Raw genomic sequence first — 19,346 nt, 5'->3', positions numbered from 1 at the left:
GGACGAAGCCCTGACCCGTCGCCTGGAAGCCTTCGCGCGTGCCTCGAAAGTCACGGTGAACACGCTGGTGCAGGCGGCGTGGTTGCTGCTGTTGCAGCGCTACACCGGTCGAGAAACGGTTGCCTTCGGTGCGACGGTGGCCGGTCGCCCAGCGGACCTGCCTGGCATCGAGCAGCAGATCGGTTTGTTCATCAACACCTTGCCGGTGATCGCCAGCCCTCGGGCCGAGCAGTCTTTGGACAGCTGGCTGCAAGCGGTGCAAGCGCAGAACCTCGCCTTGCGCGAGTTCGAGCACACCGCGTTGCTGGACATCCAGCGCTGGGCCGGGCAGGGCGGCGACGCGTTGTTCGACAGTTTGTTGGTGTTCGAGAACTACCCGATCGCCGAGGCCCTGGAGCAGGGAGCACCGGACGGTTTGCGTTTTGGTTCGCCGATCACTCAGGAGCAGACCAACTATCCGTTGACGCTGTTGGTGGGGCTGGAGCGGCAGTTGTCGGTGCATATGAGTTATCAGCGGGCGAGTTTCTCGGCGGTTACCGTGGAGCGGTTGGCGGCGCATCTGGCTCAGTTGCTCGGACAGATGACGGCTAATGGCGAGCTGTGCTTGGGTGAACTGTCGATGCTGGAATTCGATGAACACCAGCGCCTGACCCATGACTGGAATCCGGTGGATGCGCCGTTCGAGCAAGACCTATGCATCCATCAATTGATTGCCCGCCAAGCGGAAAACACCCCGGACGCCTTGGCGGTGACGTTCAATGATATTCGCCTGAGCTACAGCGAACTCGACGGCCGCGCCAATCGTCTGGCCCATAAACTGATCGAGCTGGGCGTCGGCCCGGAAGTGCGCGTGGGCGTGGCGATGCCGCGCTCCGAGCAACTGCTGATCGCCTTGCTGGCGGTGCTCAAGGCTGGCGGCGCGTATGTGCCGCTTGACCCGGATTACCCGGCCGAGCGCGTGGCCTACATGCTCGACGACAGTCGGGCGAAGGTGCTGTTGACCGAGCAGGCTGTGGCGCAGACGTTGACCGTTCCGGCTGGAACCGAAGTGCTGATGCTGGATCGGGTTGAATTGACCTCATATCCCTTAAAAACACCGGACACAGCGCTCACACCAGATAACCTCGCCTACGTCATCTACACCTCCGGTTCCACCGGTAAACCCAAAGGCGTGGCCATCGCCCACCGCAACGTTCTGGCGCTGATCGACTGGTCGAAAACCGTCTACAGCCGCGACGACATCCAAGGCGTGCTGGCCTCGACCTCGGTGTGTTTCGACCTGTCGGTGTGGGAGCTGTTCGTGACCCTGGCCAACGGCGGTTCGCTGATCATCGCTCGCAATGCCCTGGAACTGCCGCACCTGCCGGCCCGCGACCAGGTGCGCCTGATCAACACCGTGCCCTCGGCCATCGCGGCGTTGCAGCGCAGTGGGGATATCCCGCAGAGCGTGCGCATCATCAATCTGGCCGGTGAGCCGCTGAAGCAAAGCCTGGTGGATGCCCTCTACCCAACACCCCTAACCTGTGGGAGCGAGCCTGCTCGCGAAAGCGGTGGGTCAGGCAATCCGATGCAAACTGACAGGACGCCTTCGCGAGCAGGCTCGCTCCCACAGGGGATTGAGCATGTCTATGACCTTTATGGCCCATCGGAAGACACCACCTATTCAACCTGGACCCGCCGCACCCAAGGCGGCACGGCCAATATCGGTCGCCCACTCAAGCACACCGCCAGCTACCTGTTGGACGCCAACCTGCAACCGGTCCCCCAAGGCGTGTCCGCTGAGCTGTACCTGAGCGGCGCGGGCATCACCCGGGGTTACCTTGGCCGCGCGGCGATGACCGCCGAAAAATACGTGCCCAACCCGTTCTCCACCACCGGCGAACGCCTGTACCGCACCGGCGACCTGTGCCGTTACCGCGACGACGGTGCGCTCGAATACCAGGGCCGCATCGACCATCAGGTGAAGATCCGTGGTTTCCGTATCGAGCTGGGGGAAATCGAGGCGCGACTGTTGCAGCAGCCCGAGGTCAACGAAGTCGCCGTGCTGGCCCAGGAAGGGCCGGGCGGGCAGCAACTCGTCGCCTACGTGGTGGCCTCGCTGGACGCCGACACCCTGCGCGATCCACTCAAGGCCCGCCTCAAGGAGCATCTGCCCGACTACATGGTCCCGGCTCACTGGCTGTTCCTCGATCACCTGCCGTTGACCCCCAACGGCAAGCTTGACCGCAAGGCGTTGCCGGGCATCGAGGCCGGGCGCTCGAAAAACGCATACCAAGCACCGGTCAGCGAACTGGAACAGCAAGTCGCGGCGATCTGGGCCCAGGTGCTCACCGTCGAGCGCGTGGGCCTGAACGATCACTTCTTCGAGCTGGGCGGCCACTCGCTGCTGGCGGTCACCGCCGTCTCGCGCATGGCCCTCGAACTGGGGTTGAGCCTGACCCCGCAACTGCTGTTCCAGCACCCCGTCCTGCAGGATTTCATCGCCCGACTCGACAGCACGGACGGGCCAATCAATGAAGAGAAACTTAACAAGCTGGACGCCCTGCTTGATGAAATGGAGGAAGTCTGATGGACAAGAGTGTTGCTTTGAGGGTCGTCAAGCGCTTTATCACTCTGCCGCTGGACAAACGCAGGCTGTACCTTGAGAAGATGCTGGAAGAGGGCGTCTCGCCGGCCAACCTGCCGATCCCCGAGGTGCGTTCCGGGTTCGAGCATATCCCGCTGTCCTACGCCCAGGAGCGTCAGTGGTTCCTCTGGCAAATGGAGCCGGACAGTTCGGCCTACCACATCCCCAGCGCCCTGCGCCTCAGAGGTCGATTGGACGTGCCGGCGCTGGAACGCAGCTTCAACGCTTTGGTCGAGCGCCACGAAAGCTTGCGCACCACGTTCAGCGAGCACGGCGAGCAAGCCGTTCAGGTTATCCACCGGCAGATGCCCCTGAGCATCGCTGTCGAGGCGCTGCCTGCTGGTTCACCGATCAGCGAGGACGCGCGCATCAAGGCATACGTCGAAGGCGAAACCGCGCGTCCGTTCGATTTGCGCCAGGGGCCGTTGCTGCGGGTTTCGCTGTTGAAAGTCGCCGAGGACGACCACGTGCTGGTGCTGATCCAGCATCACATCATTGCCGATGGCTGGTCGATGCGCGTGTTGGTAGACGAACTGGTGCGCTGTTACGCCGCCGACACAGACGGCCAGCCGTTTGTATTGCCGGAGCTGCCGGTGCAATACGCCGACTACGCCATCTGGCAGCGCCATTGGCTGGAAGCCGGCGAACGTGAGCGCCAGTTGGCCTATTGGGTGCAGACCCTGGGCGACGAGCAACCGGTGCTGGAGCTGCCGTTCGATCATCCGCGTCCCCCGGTGCAAAGCCTTCGTGGCGCGCGGCTGGATTTGACACTGGCGCCGGAGCTGGCTGCCTCGCTGAAACAACTGGCCCAGCGAGAAGGCGCCAGCCTGTTCATGGTTTTGCTCGCCTCGTTCCAGGCGTTGCTGCACCGCTACAGCGGCCAGCCGCAGATCCGCGTCGGCGTGCCGACGGCGAACCGCAACCGGGTCGAGACCGAAGGGCTGATCGGCTTTTTCGTCAATACCCAGGTGCTTAACGCCCACGTCGATGGGCAGCAGCCATTCGATGGCTTGCTCGCCCAGGTCAAGCAAGCGGCCATGGCGGCCCAGGCCCATCAGGATTTGCCTTTCGAGCAACTGATCGAGGCGTTGCAACCAGAGCGCAGCCTCAGCCACAGCCCGATCTTCCAGGTGATGTTCAACCACCAGAACGCCGATGCTACGGGTCGCCGGCAGACGCACCTGCCGCAACTGCGCGTCGAGGACCTGACGTGGGAAGGGCGCACCGCCCAGTTCGACTTGACCCTCGGTAGCTACGAAACCGAGCAGGGCATCGCCGCGGAGCTGACCTACGCCACCGACCTCTTCGAACCGCAGACCATCGAGCGCCTGGCCGCGCATTGGCAAAACCTGCTGCAAGGCATTGTCGATGCACCCCGCCAGCGGGTCGGCGAACTGCCGCTGCTCGACCCGGCGCAACAGCGATTCACGCAACAGCAATGGCTGCGCGTCGCCGACCACGGCGCCGGAGCCGTGTGCGTGCACCAGCGCATCGCTGAACAGGCGCAGCAGAACCCCGACGCACTGGCACTGACCGTGGACGGACAATCCCTGAGCTATCGGCAATTGGACGCCCGCGCCAATCAACTGGCCCACCGCTTGATTGATCTGGGTGTGTCCCCCGGCGAGCTGGTGGGCATCGCGGTGGAGCGCAGCATTGAGATGATTGTCGGCCTGCTGGCGATCCTCAAGGCCGGCGGCGCCTACGTACCGCTGGACCCGGCGTATCCCGAGGATCGCCTGGCCTACATGATCGAAGACAGCGGCATCGGGTTGCTGCTGACCCAGGCCCGTTTGCAGGCGCGATTGCCGATCCCGTCGACGCTCCGGACCCTGCTGCTCGATCAGCGGGACGCCGCGCTGCAAAAGGCTCCGAAAACCTGCCCGGCCGTATCGCCGACCGGCGAGCACCTGGCCTACGTCATCTACACCTCCGGCTCCACCGGTAAGCCCAAGGGCGTGATGGTGCGCCATGGTGCGCTGAGCAATTTCATCACCAGCATGATCGCCCAGCCGGGGCTCGCGGCGAGCGATCGCATGTTGTCGCTGACGACCTTTTCCTTCGATATTTTCGGCCTGGAAATCTACGGGCCGCTCTGCGCCGGGGCCAGCATCGTCCTGACCGGGCAGAACGTGCATCAGGATCCGCAAGCGGTGCTGGCGCTGGTCGAGCATCACGACATCAGCGTGCTGCAAGCCACGCCGTCGAGCTGGCGCATGCTGCTCGACCATGAGCGGGCATCGGTGCTCGCCGGCCGGACATTCCTGTGCGGCGGCGAAGCCTTGCCCCAGGAACTGGCGCAGCGACTGCTGGCGCTTTCGCCAAAGCTCTGGAACCTCTATGGCCCTACCGAAACCACCATCTGGTCGGCCGCGCATCCATTGAGCCCCGAGCGCGACCGGCCGTTCCTTGGCCAGCCGCTGGACAATACCGCGCTGTACGTCGTCGGCGGCGACCTGACCCTCAATCCGCCCGGCGCGCCGGGTGAGCTGCTGATCGGCGGCGCCGGCCTTGCCCGTGGTTATTTCCAGCGCCCGGGGCTGACCGCCGAACGCTTCGTACCGGACCCGTTTTCCACCGCCGGCGAACGGCTGTACCGCACCGGCGACCTGACCCGCTATTGCCCCGAAGGCGTGGTCGAATACCTCGGCCGCATCGACCATCAGGTGAAGATCCGCGGCCTGCGCATCGAACTCGGGGAAATCGAAGCCGCGCTGCTGGCCCAGGACAGCGTGCGCGAAACCGTGGTGGTCGCCCACGAGGGCCCGACCGGTGCGCAACTGGTGGGCTACGTCGTGCCTGCCAGCGGCGCGGTGCCGGAGCCCGATGCGCCGTTGCGCGTCGCGCTCAAGGCAGCCCTCAAGGCGCAGTTGCCGGACTACATGGTCCCGGCGCACCTGTTGTTCCTGGCCCGATTGCCACTGACACCCAATGGCAAGATCGATCGCAAGGCCTTGCCGGCGCCCGACGCCAGCGATCTGCAACAGGCCTACGTGGCGCCTCGCAGTGAGGTCGAGCAACAAGTCGCGGCGATCTGGCAGGACGTGCTCAAGCTTGAGCGCGTGGGCCTGGAGGACAACTTCTTCGAATTGGGCGGGCATTCGCTGCTAGTGACCCAAGTGGTCTCGCGAATCCGTCGGGTGCTGGGCATCGAGGTGCCGCTGCGCAGCCTGTTCGAACACAGCACCTTGCAGGCGTTTGTCGCAGCCTTCGAGGCCACGCCAGGCGAACAGGCTCCGGCAATGGTGCCGGTGCCTCGCGATGCGCCACTGCCGCTGTCGTTTGCCCAGGAACGCCAATGGTTCCAGTGGAAAATGGACCCGGACAGCGCCGCCTACAACATCCCCACGGCCCTGCGGATGCGCGGCACGCTGGACAAGGAGGCGCTGCGCGAAAGTTTCGCCGCGCTGGTGGCGCGTCACGAAAGTTTGCGCACTGTATTCGTCGAAGAGGGTGGGCGCACCTGCCAAGTCATTCGCGAGCAGGGTGAGGTCGACTTCGTCGAGCAGCGCCTGGAAGAGGATGAGATCCAGGCCTTTGTCGAACAGCAGACACAGCGCCCCTTCGATCTGTTGACTGATTCATTGCTGCGCGTGGCACTGCTGGAGGTGGATGAGCAGGATCACATCCTGGTGCTGACGCTGCATCACATCGTCTCCGATGGCTGGTCCTTGCAGGTGATGGTCGATGACCTGATGAGCCTGTATTCGGCGTTCGCCCAAGGCCAGCAAGCGCATCTGCCGCCATTGGCGGTGCAATACGCCGACTACGCCGTCTGGCAGCGGCAATGGATGGCGGCCGGTGAGCGGGATCGCCAATTGGCCTATTGGTCCGGGCAACTGGGCGGTGAGCAACCGCTGCTGGAACTGCCCACCGACCGTCCACGCCCGGCGCAGCAAAGCCTGCGCGGCGCACGCCTGCCGATCAGGCTGGACGCTGCCTTGAGCGCGAACCTCAAGGCCCTGGCCCGACGGGAAAACGTCACGCTGTTCGTGCTGTTGCTCGGCTCTTTCCAGGCGCTGCTGCACCGCTACAGCGGCCAGGCCGACATCCGCGTCGGCGTGCCGATCGCCAACCGTCAACGACTGGAAACCGAGCGACTGATTGGTTTCTTCGTCAACACTCAGGTCCTGCGCAGCGAGTTTCACAATGGGCTGACCGGCGCCGCTCTGTTGCAGCAGCTCAAGCAGACGGCCCTGGCCGCGCAGATGCACCAGGACCTGCCTTTCGAGCAACTGGTGGATGCTTTGCAGCCGCAGCGCAACCTCAGCCACAGCCCGTTGTTCCAGGCAATGTTCAACCACCGCAACGAAACCGATTCGGCGTTCGCCAATGCCTTGCCGGACCTTTGCGTCGAGCCCCTGGGCTGGACGCAGCGTACCGCGCAATTCGACCTGAGCCTGGACACGGTCGAGGGCCCGCAGGGCTTGCACGCGGCCCTGACCTATGCGACGGATCTGTTCGAGCCGGCGACCATCGAGCGCATGGCCCGGCATTGGCTCAACCTGTTGCACGAGCTGGTGCAAGACCTGCATCGCCCGGTGGTGCAGTGGGCGCTGTTGGATGAGGACGAGCGCCGGCACATGCTCAGCGACTGGAACGCGACGGCGCAGCATTACCCGCTCGACCGCAGCGTGCAAAGCCTGATCGAGGAGCAAGTGCGCCGGACCCCGGACGCGCCTGCGCTGGTCTTCGGCGAGCAGCGCCTGAGCTACCGTGAACTCAACGCCCGGGCCAACCGTTTGGCCCATCGGTTGATGGACCAGGGCGTCGGCCCCGACGTGCTGGTGGGCATCGCCGTGGAGCGTTCCGTGGAGATGGTGCTGGGGCTGTTGGCGATCCTCAAGGCCGGCGGCGCCTACGTGCCCTTGGACCCCGAATATCCGCGCGATCGCCTGGCCTACATGTTCGACGATAGCGGCATCGGCTTGCTGCTGACTCAGCGACATTTAATCGATTCCTTACCGATTCCGGTAGGGCTGCACAGCCTGGTGCTGGACCTGCCCGATGACGGCTTGTATGCCAGCCGCGTCGGCAATCCAGGCGTCGAAGTCCACGGCGAAAACCTGGCTTACGTGATCTACACCTCCGGCTCCACCGGCAAGCCCAAGGGTGCGGGCAATCGCCATAGTGCCTTGGTCAACCGGTTGTGCTGGATGCAACAGGCGTATGGCCTCGATGCCTCGGACAGCGTGCTGCAAAAGACACCGTTCAGTTTCGACGTGTCGGTGTGGGAGTTTTTCTGGCCGCTGCTGACCGGTTCGACGCTGGTGGTGGCCGCGCCGGGCGCCCACCGTGACCCGGCGCAGTTGATCGACTTGATCACGGCCCAGGGCATCACCACGCTGCACTTCGTGCCGTCGATGCTCCAGGCGTTTATGCAGGACCCGCGCGTGGCCGAATGCACCGGTTTGAAGCGGATCGTCTGCAGCGGCGAAGCGCTGCCGGTGGATGCCCAGCAGCAGGTGTTCGCTAAATTGCCGAACGCCAACCTGTACAACCTCTACGGCCCGACCGAGGCGGCCATCGACGTCACTCACTGGACCTGTGTCGAGGAGGGCCGCGACAGCGTGCCCATCGGCCAACCGATCGCCAACCTCGGCACCTACATCCTCGACGATGAATTGTCGCCGGTTCCGGTGGGGGTGATCGGCGAGTTGTATCTGGCGGGCGAAGGGCTGGCGCGGGGTTACCACCGACGCGCGGCGTTGACCGCCGAGCGCTTCGTCACCGGGCCGTTCGGCCATGGTCAGCGCTTGTATCGGACCGGCGATCTGGCGCGCTATCGCCCCGACGGCGTGATCGAATACGCCGGGCGGATCGACCATCAAGTGAAGATCCGTGGCCTGCGCATCGAACTGGGCGAGATCGAAGCGCGCCTGGCCGAACACGATGCCGTGCGCGAAACCGTGGTCCTGGCCCAGGACGGCACACTGCTGGTGGCTTATCTGGTGCCGGCGCGCGCCGAGCTGCTCGCCGCCGATGGCGCCGTTCGCCAGGCGCTGCAAGCACGCCTCAGGGAACATCTGAGCCAATCCTTGCCCGACTACATGGTGCCGCAACACTGGGTGTGGCTGGAAAAAATGCCGGTCAGCCCCAACGGCAAGCTCGAGCGCAAGGCACTGCCCAAGGCCGAGTCGAGCGCCCATCCTCAAGCCTACATCGCAGCCATGACGGCGCAGCAGCAGACGCTGGTCGATATCTGGCAAAGCGTGCTTGGACGCGAGCGCGTGGGTGTGACCGACAATTTCTTCGAGCTGGGCGGCGATTCGATCATCTCCATTCAGGTGGTGAGCCGGGCCCGGCAGGCCGGCCTTCATTTGAGCCCCAAGGACCTGTTCCTGCACCAGACCATCCAGGGTTTGGCCGGCGTGGCGACAACGGGAGACGGCGGGCCGGTCATCGACCAGGGCCCGGTGACAGGCGAGGCGCTGCTGCTGCCGTTCCAGCAGTTGTTTTTCGAGCAGGCCATGGCCGAGCCCCATCACTGGAACCAGTCGGTACTGCTCAAAGGCGTGCGGCCGGTGCACGCCGGGCATCTGGAGCAGGCGTTGCAGGCCGTGGTCGAACATCACGATGCGTTGCGCTTGGCCTTCTCCCATGAGGATGGCGCCTGGATCGCTCGCCATAACACCCTGGCCGATCAACGTGCGTTGTGGCAACGCTCGCCGCTGTTGTGGGCCGCCGAGGTTCCCGACGCGCCGGCCCTCGAACGCCTGGCCGAACACGCCCAGCGCAGTCTTGAACCGGGCAGTGGCGCGCTGCTGCGCGGTGTCCTGGCGACCCTGGCTGATGGCAGCCAGCGGTTGTTGTTGGTGATTCATCACCTGGTGGTGGACGGCGTGTCCTGGCGGGTGCTGCTGGAAGATTTGCAACAGGCATACGACCAATTGCAGGCCGGCCAGATGCCGACGTTACCGGCCAAGACCACGTCTGCACAGACTTGGGCGCAACGGTTGCGGGCCCATGCCAGCAGTGCGGCGTTGCAAGGCCAAGTCGCTTACTGGCAGGCGCAACTGGACGGCGCTCGCCCCGACCTGCCTTGCGACCACCCGCAAGGTGATTTGAGTCGGTGTCATGGGACGCAAGTCCAGACGCGGCTGGACAAAGCACTGACACAACGATTGTTGCAGCAAGCCCCGGCGGCCTATCGCACCCAGGTCAACGACCTGCTATTGACGGCGCTGGCCCGGGTGATCGGCCGCTGGACTTCCCAGGCGTCGACCTTGATCCAGTTGGAAGGCCATGGCCGCGAGGCCCTCTTCGATGATGTGGACCTGAGCCGCAGCGTGGGTTGGCTCACCAGCCTGTTCCCGGTGCGTCTGACCCCGACGGCGACCGCCGAAGGCTCGATCAAGGCGATCAAGGAGCAACTGCGGGCGATCCCCGACAAAGGGCTTGGCTTCGGCGTGCTGCGTTACCTGGGCGATGAACCGACGCGTCGTGCCCTCGCGGCACTGCCGGTGCCGCGCATCACCTTCAATTACTTGGGGCAGTTCGACAGCGGCTTCAACGAAGCGGCCAATGGGCTGTTTGTCCCGGCCAGCGAATCGGCGGGCGCGGCGCAAAGTCCGTTGGCACCGCTGGATAACTGGTTGACTCTCAATGGCAGCGTCTATGCCGGTGAGTTGAGCATCGATTGGAGCTTCAGTACGCAGATGTTCGACGAAGCGACGATCCAGGCGCTGGCAGAGGATTACGCTCGGGAATTGCGGGCGCTGATCGACCACTGTTGCCAGACCGAACGCCACGGCTTCACGCCGTCGGACTTCCCCCTCGCCGGGCTGAACCAGGCGCAATTGGACGCGTTGCCGCTGGTGGCGCGAGAGGTGGAGGACCTTTATCCGCTATCGCCGATGCAGCAGGGCATGCTGTTTCACACGCTGTACGAGCAACAGGCCGGCCACTACATCAACCAGATGCGCGTGGAGGTCCAAGGGCTGGACGTCGAACGCTTCCGCCTGGCCTGGCAGGCGGCCACGGATACCCATGACGTGCTGCGCAGCGGGTTTGTCTGGGACGGCGATTTCAAGCATGCATTGCAGGTGGTGTACAAGCGCGTCGACGTTGTGTTGCAGCTTGAGGACGGGCGCGCACAGGCTGACCTGGCTCACTATCTGGAAAACCTCGCAACGGCCCAGCGCCAACAAGGGTTTGCCCTGGACGCGGCGCCGTTGTTGCGGTTGGTGGTCGTGCGCGTGGCGGACGATCGTTATCACCTGATCTACACCTGCCATCACATCCTCATGGACGGCTGGAGCAATTCGCAGTTGCTCGGCGAAGTGCTGCAATGCTACAGCGGGCAGTCCGTTGCCGTATCGGGCGGTCGTTATCGGGACTACATCGCCTGGCTGCAACGCCAGGACGCGGCGGTCAGCGAAGCGTTCTGGAAACCTTTGCTGCAACGCCTGGAGGCGCCGACGCGGCTGGCTGACGCGGTGGCCAAACCCACGGACGCTGGTGTTGGTTATGGCGATCATGTGCAGGTGCTGGACGAAGCCCTGACCCGTCGCCTGGAAACCTTTGCCAGATCTTCGAAGGTCACGGTCAACACGCTGGTGCAGGCCGCCTGGTTGCTGCTGTTGCAGCGCTACACCGGTCGAGAAACGGTTGCCTTCGGTGCGACGGTGGCCGGTCGTCCGGCGGACCTGCCTGGCATCGAGCAGCAGATCGGTTTGTTCATCAACACCTTGCCGGTGATCGCCAGCCCTCGGGCCGAGCAGTCTTTGGACAGCTGGCTGCAAGCGGTGCAAGCGCAGAACCTCGCCTTGCGCGAGTTCGAGCACACCGCGTTGCTGGACATCCAGCGCTGGGCCGGGCAGGGCGGCGACGCGTTGTTCGACAGTTTGTTGGTGTTCGAGAACTACCCGATCGCCGAGGCCTTGGAGCAGGGCGCACCGGACGGTTTGCGCTTTGGTTCGCCGATCACTCAGGAGCAGACCAACTATCCGTTGACGCTGTTGGTGGGGCTCGAGCGGCAGTTGTCGGTGCATATGAGTTATCAGCGGGCGAGTTTCTCGGCGGTTACCGTGGAGCGATTGGCGGGGCACTTGGCTCATTTGCTGGGACAGATGGCCGCTCAGGGCGAGCGCCCGTTGGGTGAGCTGTCGATGCTGGGATTTGATGAGCATCAACGCCTGATCCATGACTGGAATCCAGTGGATGCGCCGTTCGAGCAAGACCTATGCATCCATCAATTGATTGCCCGCCAAGCGGAAAACACCCCGGACGCCTTGGCGGTGACGTTCGATGATATTCGCCTGAGCTACAGCGAACTCGACGGCCGCGCCAATCGTCTGGCCCATAAACTGATCGAGCTGGGCGTCGGCCCGGAAGTGCGCGTGGGCGTGGCGATGCCGCGCTCCGAGCAACTGCTGATCGCCTTGCTGGCGGTGCTCAAGGCTGGCGGCGCGTACGTGCCGCTTGACCCGGATTACCCGGCCGAACGCGTGGCCTACATGCTCGACGACAGCCGGGCGAAGGTGCTGTTGACCGAGCAGGCTGTGGCGCAGACGTTGACCGTTCCGGCTGGAACCGAAGTGCTGATGCTGGATCGGGTTGAGTTGACCTCATATCCCTTGAAAGCGCCGGACACAGCGGTCACACCGGACAACCTCGCCTACGTCATCTACACCTCCGGTTCCACCGGCAAACCTAAAGGCGTGGCCATCGCCCACCGCAACGTTCTGGCGCTGATCGACTGGTCGAAAACCGTCTACAGCCGCGACGACATCCAAGGCGTGCTGGCCTCGACCTCGGTGTGTTTCGACCTGTCGGTGTGGGAGCTGTTCGTGACCCTGGCCAACGGCGGTTCGCTGATCATCGCTCGCAATGCCCTGGAACTGCCGCACCTGCCGGCCCGCGACCAGGTGCGCCTGATCAACACCGTACCCTCGGCCATCGCCGCGTTGCAGCGCAGTGGGGATATCCCGCAGAGCGTACGCATCATTAATTTGGCCGGTGAGCCGCTGAAGCAGAGCCTGGTGGATGCCCTCTACCCAACACCCCTAACCTGTGGGAGCGAGCCTGCTCGCGAAAGCGGTGGGTCAGGCAATCCGATGCAAACTGACAGGACGCCTTCGCGAGCAGGCTCGCTCCCACAGGGGATTGAGCATGTCTATGACCTCTATGGCCCATCGGAAGACACCACCTATTCAACCTGGACCCGCCGCACCCAAGGTGGCACGGCCAATATCGGTCGCCCACTCAAGCACACCGCCAGCTACCTGTTGGACGCCAACCTGCAACCGGTCCCCCAGGGCGTGTCGGCTGAGCTGTACCTGAGCGGCGCGGGCATCACCCGGGGTTACCTTGGCCGCGCGGCGATGACCGCCGAAAAATACGTGCCCAACCCGTTCTCCACCACCGGCGAACGCCTGTACCGCACCGGCGACCTCTGCCGTTACCGCGCCGACGGCGTGCTCGAATACCAAGGCCGCATCGACCATCAGGTGAAGATCCGCGGCTTCCGTATCGAGCTGGGGGAAATCGAGGCACGACTGCTGCAACAGCCCGAGGTCAAGGAGGTGGCGGTGCTGGCCCAGGAAGGGCCGGGCGGGCAGCAGTTGGTGGCCTATGTGGTGGCTTCGGCGGATGCCGACACCCTGCGCGATACACTCAAGGCCCGCCTCAAGGAGCACCTGCCCGACTACATGGTCCCGGCTCACTGGCTGTTCCTCGATCACCTGCCGTTGACCCCCAACGGCAAGCTTGACCGCAAGGCGTTGCCGGGTGTGGAAACCGGGGCGACGCAAAACGGTTACGCGCCACCCGCAAGCGAACTGGAGCAACAGATCGCCGACGTCTGGCGTGAAGTCCTGGAAGTGGAACAAGTCGGTCGCAACGATCATTTCTTCGAGCGCGGCGGTCACTCATTGCTGGCGACCCAGGCCATCTCTCGGCTGCGCAAACTCACGGGCTATCCGCTGAGCTTGCGTGATCTGTTCGATCATCCACGCCTCAGCGCATTGGCGGCGCTGATGAGCGGGACCGGTGATGCAAGTGTGCGCGCCGGCGACTCCAGCAAGGTCCGGCTCAAGGCCCACGGGCCAAGGCAATCGGCTCCGCTGTCGCTGGTGCAACGGCGGTTGTGGATCGCCGAGCAGCTGTCCGGTGGCACTTCGGCGTATGGCATGCCCATGGCCCTGCGCTTGTGCGGCGAGTTATCGGTCGAACGCCTGATGAGCAGTTTTGCCGAAGTGACGCGCCGTCACGCCGTACTGCGCACCGCGTACGTCCAGGACGACGAAGGCGATCCGCTGGCGCTGATTGCCGACGAAGTCCGGTTGGATTTCCCGCTGGTCGATCTCTGCGATCTATCGCCGGGTGCCCAGCTGGAACAGGTGGCCCAGGCGACGCTGGACAATGCTCGCACGCCGATCGACTTGGAGCAGGCGCCGCTGCTGCGTGGGCGAATCCTGCGCCTGAACCCCACCGAACACGTGTTGTTGTACGCCATGCACCACATCATTTCCGATGGCTGGTCGATGGGGCTGTTGATCAACGAACTGGTGCAGATCTACCAAGCCGCTTCGCGCCATGAACCGATGCCGCTGGCGCCGCTGGAGGTCCAATACCATGACTTCGCCCTCTGGCAACAGGCGTTGGAAGAGCAAGGCGTTCTGGCGCGCCAGGCCGACTATTGGAAGCAACGGCTCGATGGCTTCAACGGGCGTCTCGACCTGCCGCTGGACAACCCTCGTGGGCAGACCTCGTCGTATGAGGGCGATGCGTTGCAGTTCGAACTGTCTGCCGGACTCAGCGCGGCATTGCGGCGGCTATCGAGCGAAGCCGGCGTCACGCTGTACAGCACGCTGCTGGCCTCGTTCCAAGTGTTGTTGCATCGCCTCTGCGCCGCGCAGGATCTGGTGGTGGGCGCTGACGTGGCGGGGCGCGAGCAACCGGAGCTGGAGCGCTTGATCGGCTTCTTCGTCAACGTATTGCCGCTGCGCTCGCGCTTCGATGCGGGCATGACGTTCACGCGGTTCCTGGCCCAGACCCAGGACGACTTGCTCGGCGCGCTGGAGCATCAGGACTTGCCGTTCGACCAGATCGTCGATGCCTCGGGCGTGCCTCGTCACAAAGGCATGAACCCGTTGCTCCAGGTGCTGTTCGTGATGAACAACGTGCCGGTGCGCACGCGCTCCATGGCGGGCTTGAGCGTGGAGTTCCTGCCAGCGCTGCAGAACCATTCTAAATTCGACATGGCATTGTTCGTTGACGAAGAAGAAGGGCAATTGCGCGGTAATTGGCAGTTCGCCACACGCTTGTTCGGACATGGGCGCGTCCAGTACCTGATCGGGGCCTGGACGACCCTGTTGGAACAGATCGTCGCTGATCAGGATATTCAATTGGGAGCTATCAGCATGCCAGTCGACAACGTGGCGACAGCCGCCACGCCTGCCAACGTCCCGGGGCCCAAGGCCGACAAACTGGGCAAGTTCCTCAAGCGATCGGCGACACCGGCCGCGCGGCCGCGTCCGGCGCTGGTGCGTGAATCCCTGGTGGCCGCGCCACAGCGGTTCCCATTGATGCTGGAGCCCGGCGACCCGCACCTCGACGTTATCGAGTGGATCTGGCAAAACCGGCCATTGATCGAGCAGAAGCTGGCCGAACACGCTGGCATCCTCTTCCGTGGTTTCGAGCTGGACGGCATCCAGGGTTTCGAAGCGTTCGCCGAAGCGATTCAACCGGGGTTGTACGGCCAGTACGGCGATTTGCCGAAAAAGGAAGGCGGCAAGAACACCTACCGTTCCACGCCATACCCGGAACGCAAGATGATCCTGTTCCACAACGAGAGCTCCCACCAGGATCGCTGGCCGCGCAAGCAGATGTTCTATTGCGAGCAAGCGGCGCCCGTGGGCGGCGCGACCCCGGTGGTGGACTGCCGCCTGATGTACGAAAAACTGCCGGCGGACCTGCGCGAAAAATTCGAGGACAAGGGGCTGCTCTACGTACGCACCTTCACCGACAAACTCGACGTGTCGTGGCAGCACTTCTTCAAGACCGAGGATCGCCGCGAAGTGGAGGCCCGTTGCCGGGCCGGCGGCATCCAGTGGCGTTGGCTCGATAACGATGAATTGCAAACCCGTACGCCAGGGCCGGCAATCATCACGCACCCGATCACCGGGGAAAAATCTTTCTTCAACCAAGTGCAGTTGCATCACATCCATTGGCTGGAGCCGGACGTGCGCCAGGACCTGTTGTCGATGTACGGCCTGGACCGCATGCCCCGGCATGTCTACTACGGCGACGGCACACCGATCGAAGACGAGGTGATGGCGCGTATCGGTGAGTTGTACGAAGCCTGCGCGGTGCGTTTCGACTGGCGCAAAGGCGATGTGATCCTGCTGGACAACATGCTGGTGGCCCATGCCCGCGACCCGTTCGAAGGGCCACGCAAGATCGTGGTCGCCATGGGTGATATGTACGACCACGCCAGCCTGCAACGGCCCGCGACCGTCGGGCAATCCGCCCGGGGCGTATTCAGTACCGAGGAAACCGGAGCATGAACGAGGTGATGATGGACGTGCAGGACGCGGGTTTCGCCCTGGCGCCCGAGCAGCAACGGGTCCTTGAGCAATTGTCGGGCACGGTGACCACTGGCGAGGCCTTGCGTTGGGTAAGCGTGGCTATCGACGGCGACCTTGACCCGCAGCGATTGCAGGGCGCTTTCGACAGGCTGGCGACGCAGCAGCCGATGCTGCTGGCGCGGTTGGTCAAGGTCGCAGGTTTCCACGGCTTGCGTCAGGTTGCCCAGGCCGGGCGCTTCCCGCTGACGATAAACGCAAGCGAACAGCCCGTTGAAGAGGTCCAGGCACAGTTCAACGAAACCCTCGGCCGGGCGTTCGTGGTCGGCGAATCGGCTGGCGTCCAGGCGGTGCTTTATCGTTTGGCGCCACGGCAATGGCAACTGCTGCTGGGCATCGCCCGCTACAGTGCCGATGCGCCATCGATGAACCTGCTGCTTGGACAGGTAGGGCAGGCGTATGCGGGCCAGTGCTCGGAAGACGAAGCGCCGGGAGAGTTCGCCCAGTACCTGGAATGGCGCAGCGAAGTGGTCCTGGATGAAGATGCCGCCACCGCGCGAACCTATTGGCAGCAACATCTGCAAGGTTTGCAGGCGCAGATCGACACGCCATGGTTGGCGGCACGCCGCGCCGGCAGCGGGACCGCCGATGCCCGTGTTTCATTGGAGCTGGAACCGGTCCGGCGCGATGCTTTGCAGCGCTTGGCCGATGAGCTCGGGCAACCGTTGGAGACGTTATTACAGGGCGCATGGTGGGTGCTGCTGGGACGCCTTAGCGGTTCCGATCAGGCACTGGTGGGCGTGCGTCGCGACAGCCGCAGCGATTATGACTACTTCGCCAGCGCCATTGGCGTGTTCGAGAAGACCCTGCCGCTTTGCGTGCCGTTGCCCCCCAACGCGCCGTTCAGTGAGTGGCTGGTGCAGTTGGCGGCGGGCCTTGAGGCGCATCGCACCTGGCAGGAATATTGGGTGCCGGAACTGGCACCTTACGCGGCGTATCCGGCCTATGGCTTTGCGATCGGTCGAGCAAGTTTCGTCCACAGCGACGCCGGTTTGAAGTGGCAGGAGTCTTTGCCTGTCCGGACCGATCCGCTTGAGCTACTGCTGCAGGTTCGATTGGAGGATGCCCAGCAGCTTGCCGCGATCGACCTGCAATACGCCGACGCTCGTTATTCGAAAGCCACCGCCAGCACCGTGTTGGAACAATACGACGTGCTGCTGGCCTCTATCCTGGCGGATGCGCAAACGCCGCTCGCGCAGCTCAACCTGCTGGGCCGCAGCGAGGAACAGCGCTTGCGCGCGATCAACCCGCCGATGCAAGTATTGAGCGATAACCGCTATCTGCCGCAACGCATCGCGGACCTGGCGCTACGGACGCCGGAGGCCATCGCGCTGACCGACGCCCACCAGTCCTTGAGCTACGGCCAGTTGAATGAGCAGGTCGAACGCGTGGCCCTCGGCCTCCAAGAGCAAGGCCTGGGTAAGGGCTCGATCGTCGCCCTGGCCTTGCCGCGCTCGGCGGATCTGGTGATCGCGATGCTGGCGGCATGGCGCATCGGTGCGGCCTATCTGCCGCTGGATATCCAATGGCCCCAGGCCCGTCAGGCGTTGATGCTGGAGCAGGCGGGCGCCGCAGTGGTGGTCACCGATGCGGCGCACCTGCCGGCGTGGCAGGCCCCGCCATGTAACGTGCTGACGTTGGCCGGGCTGAGTCCGTCGAGCGAGCCCTTGCCGGCGCTGGCGACCAAGGGCAACGACATCGCCTATGTGTTGTTTACGTCCGGCTCCACCGGTGTGCCCAAAGGCGTGGTGATCGAGCATCGGCAATTGCTCAACTACACCGCCCAGGCCAGCCAGGCGTTGGCGCTGGATCAGTGCACACATGTCGCCTTCAGCTCCACCGTGGCGGCGGACCTGGGCAACACGGCGCTGTTTGGCGCGCTGTTCAATGGCGCGACGCTGCACGTTGCCAATGACGAGCAGATGCAGGACGGCGCGTTGTTTGCCACGTTCATGCGGCGGCAACAGATCGATTGCCTGAAAATCGTGCCATCGCACCTCGCGGCATTGCTCGACAGCGAGCAGGCGACATTGCCGCGTACCCTGGTGCTCGGCGGTGAGCCGATTGCGCCGACATTGATCGAGCGCATCGCTCGGTTGCGTAGCGATTGCCGAGTGTTCAACCACTACGGGCCGACGGAAGCCACGGTCGGGGTGATGATCCATCCGGTGTCGCTGGGGGGTGCCGCTGAGGATTGTTCGGCGCTGACCCAGGTGCTGGGCAACAATCAGGTTTATATCCTGGATGCTGATTTACGCCTGGCACCGGTGGGCGTGCCGGGTGAGTTGTACTTGGGCGGGGCGCAACTGTGCCGGGGTTATTTGAACGCCGGGGCCGATGGACAGACGTTCATCCAGAGCCCGTTCGATCCGGCGCAGCGCCTCTACCGCACGGGTGACCTGGCGCGTTATCGCCCGGACGGCGGCATTCAACTGCAGGGGCGGCGCGATCAGCAGGTCAAGGTGCGGGGCTTCCGTATCGAACTGGCGGAAATCGAAGCCCAGCTGCTGCGCCTGCCACAAGTAACCGAGGCGCTGGTGGTGCCAGCCACCTCGGCCGAGCAAGGTTTGCTGGCATTTATCGTGGTAGCGCAAGGCTTGCCTACGGATGTGCTGGACACCGTGCGCGCCGAGCTGAGCGCACGCTTGCCCGGCGTGATGGTGCCGCAGCATTGGCACCTGATCGAACGCTTTCCACGGCTGGCCAACGGTAAGATCGATCGCCAGGCGTTGCAGCACTTGGCCGTCGCGACGAGCGATGAAGAGGGCGTCGCACCCCGTGATGGACTCGAACAATTGCTCGCTGCGCGCATGGCCCAATTGCTTGGGCTCGAACGGTTGGGCATCGATCGCGACTTCTTCGCGGCCGGCGGTCACTCGCTGCTGGTGATCAAGTTGGTGGCCGGCATTCGCAAGCTGTTGCAGTGCGATATCCATCCGGGACTTGTCTTCGATCATCCGACCGTGGCGTCGCTGGCGACGGCCTTGCGGGCGGAGGAGAACATCCCGGGACAACTGGAGAAAATCGCCCAGGCCCGCCTGCGCTTGGAGGCGATGAGTCCCGAAGAAAAGGCTCGACTGACCGAACAGGCTCGCCAACAGCAGGCGGCCAAAGCGGCGCAGGGTCGTTGA

The 19,346-nt window shown here is 64.0% G+C and carries 3 protein-coding genes (1 of these 3 cut by a window edge); all 3 read left to right on the top strand.

All coding sequences use genetic code 11. The features are described 5' to 3' along the window. Tightly spaced (each overlapping or abutting the next), the 3 genes in view from J3P81_RS16740 to J3P81_RS16730 form a layout consistent with a single transcriptional unit that may run on beyond the window. Nucleotides 1-2,569, top strand: partial view of a non-ribosomal peptide synthase/polyketide synthase gene (locus tag J3P81_RS16740; protein WP_434559884.1) — the end only. It extends 9,845 nt beyond the left edge of the window; 2,569 of the gene's 12,414 nt are visible here — the last part of the coding sequence; its start codon lies beyond the left edge, outside the window; it ends in the stop codon at nt 2,567-2,569. Then, the gene (locus tag J3P81_RS16735; RefSeq protein ID WP_434559882.1) at nt 2,569-16,137 is read left to right on the top strand and encodes a non-ribosomal peptide synthase/polyketide synthase; all 13,569 of its coding nucleotides are present in this window, start codon (nt 2,569-2,571) and stop codon (nt 16,135-16,137) included. The genes J3P81_RS16740 and J3P81_RS16735 overlap by 1 nt, the downstream gene beginning before the upstream one ends. Continuing rightward, the gene (locus J3P81_RS16730) at nt 16,134-19,346 is read left to right on the top strand and encodes a non-ribosomal peptide synthetase (protein WP_434559880.1); all 3,213 of its coding nucleotides are present in this window, start codon (nt 16,134-16,136) and stop codon (nt 19,344-19,346) included. Before J3P81_RS16735 ends, J3P81_RS16730 begins: the two co-directional genes overlap by 4 nt.

The sequence above is a fragment of the Pseudomonas sp. R1-6 genome (genome assembly GCF_051132115.1).
Classification (GTDB): domain Bacteria; phylum Pseudomonadota; class Gammaproteobacteria; order Pseudomonadales; family Pseudomonadaceae; genus Aquipseudomonas.
The sequence above is the reverse complement of the archived record's forward strand: the minus strand, read 5'-3'. Positions and strand labels throughout refer to the sequence as shown.

Bases quoted from the DNA above. Each gene is read 5' to 3' on its own strand.
- J3P81_RS16735 (WP_434559882.1), top strand. From the start codon at position 2,569: ATGGACAAGAGTGTTGCTTTGAGGGTCGTCAAGCGCTTTATCACTCTG.
- J3P81_RS16730 (WP_434559880.1), top strand. From the start codon at position 16,134: ATGAACGAGGTGATGATGGACGTGCAGGACGCGGGTTTCGCCCTGGCG.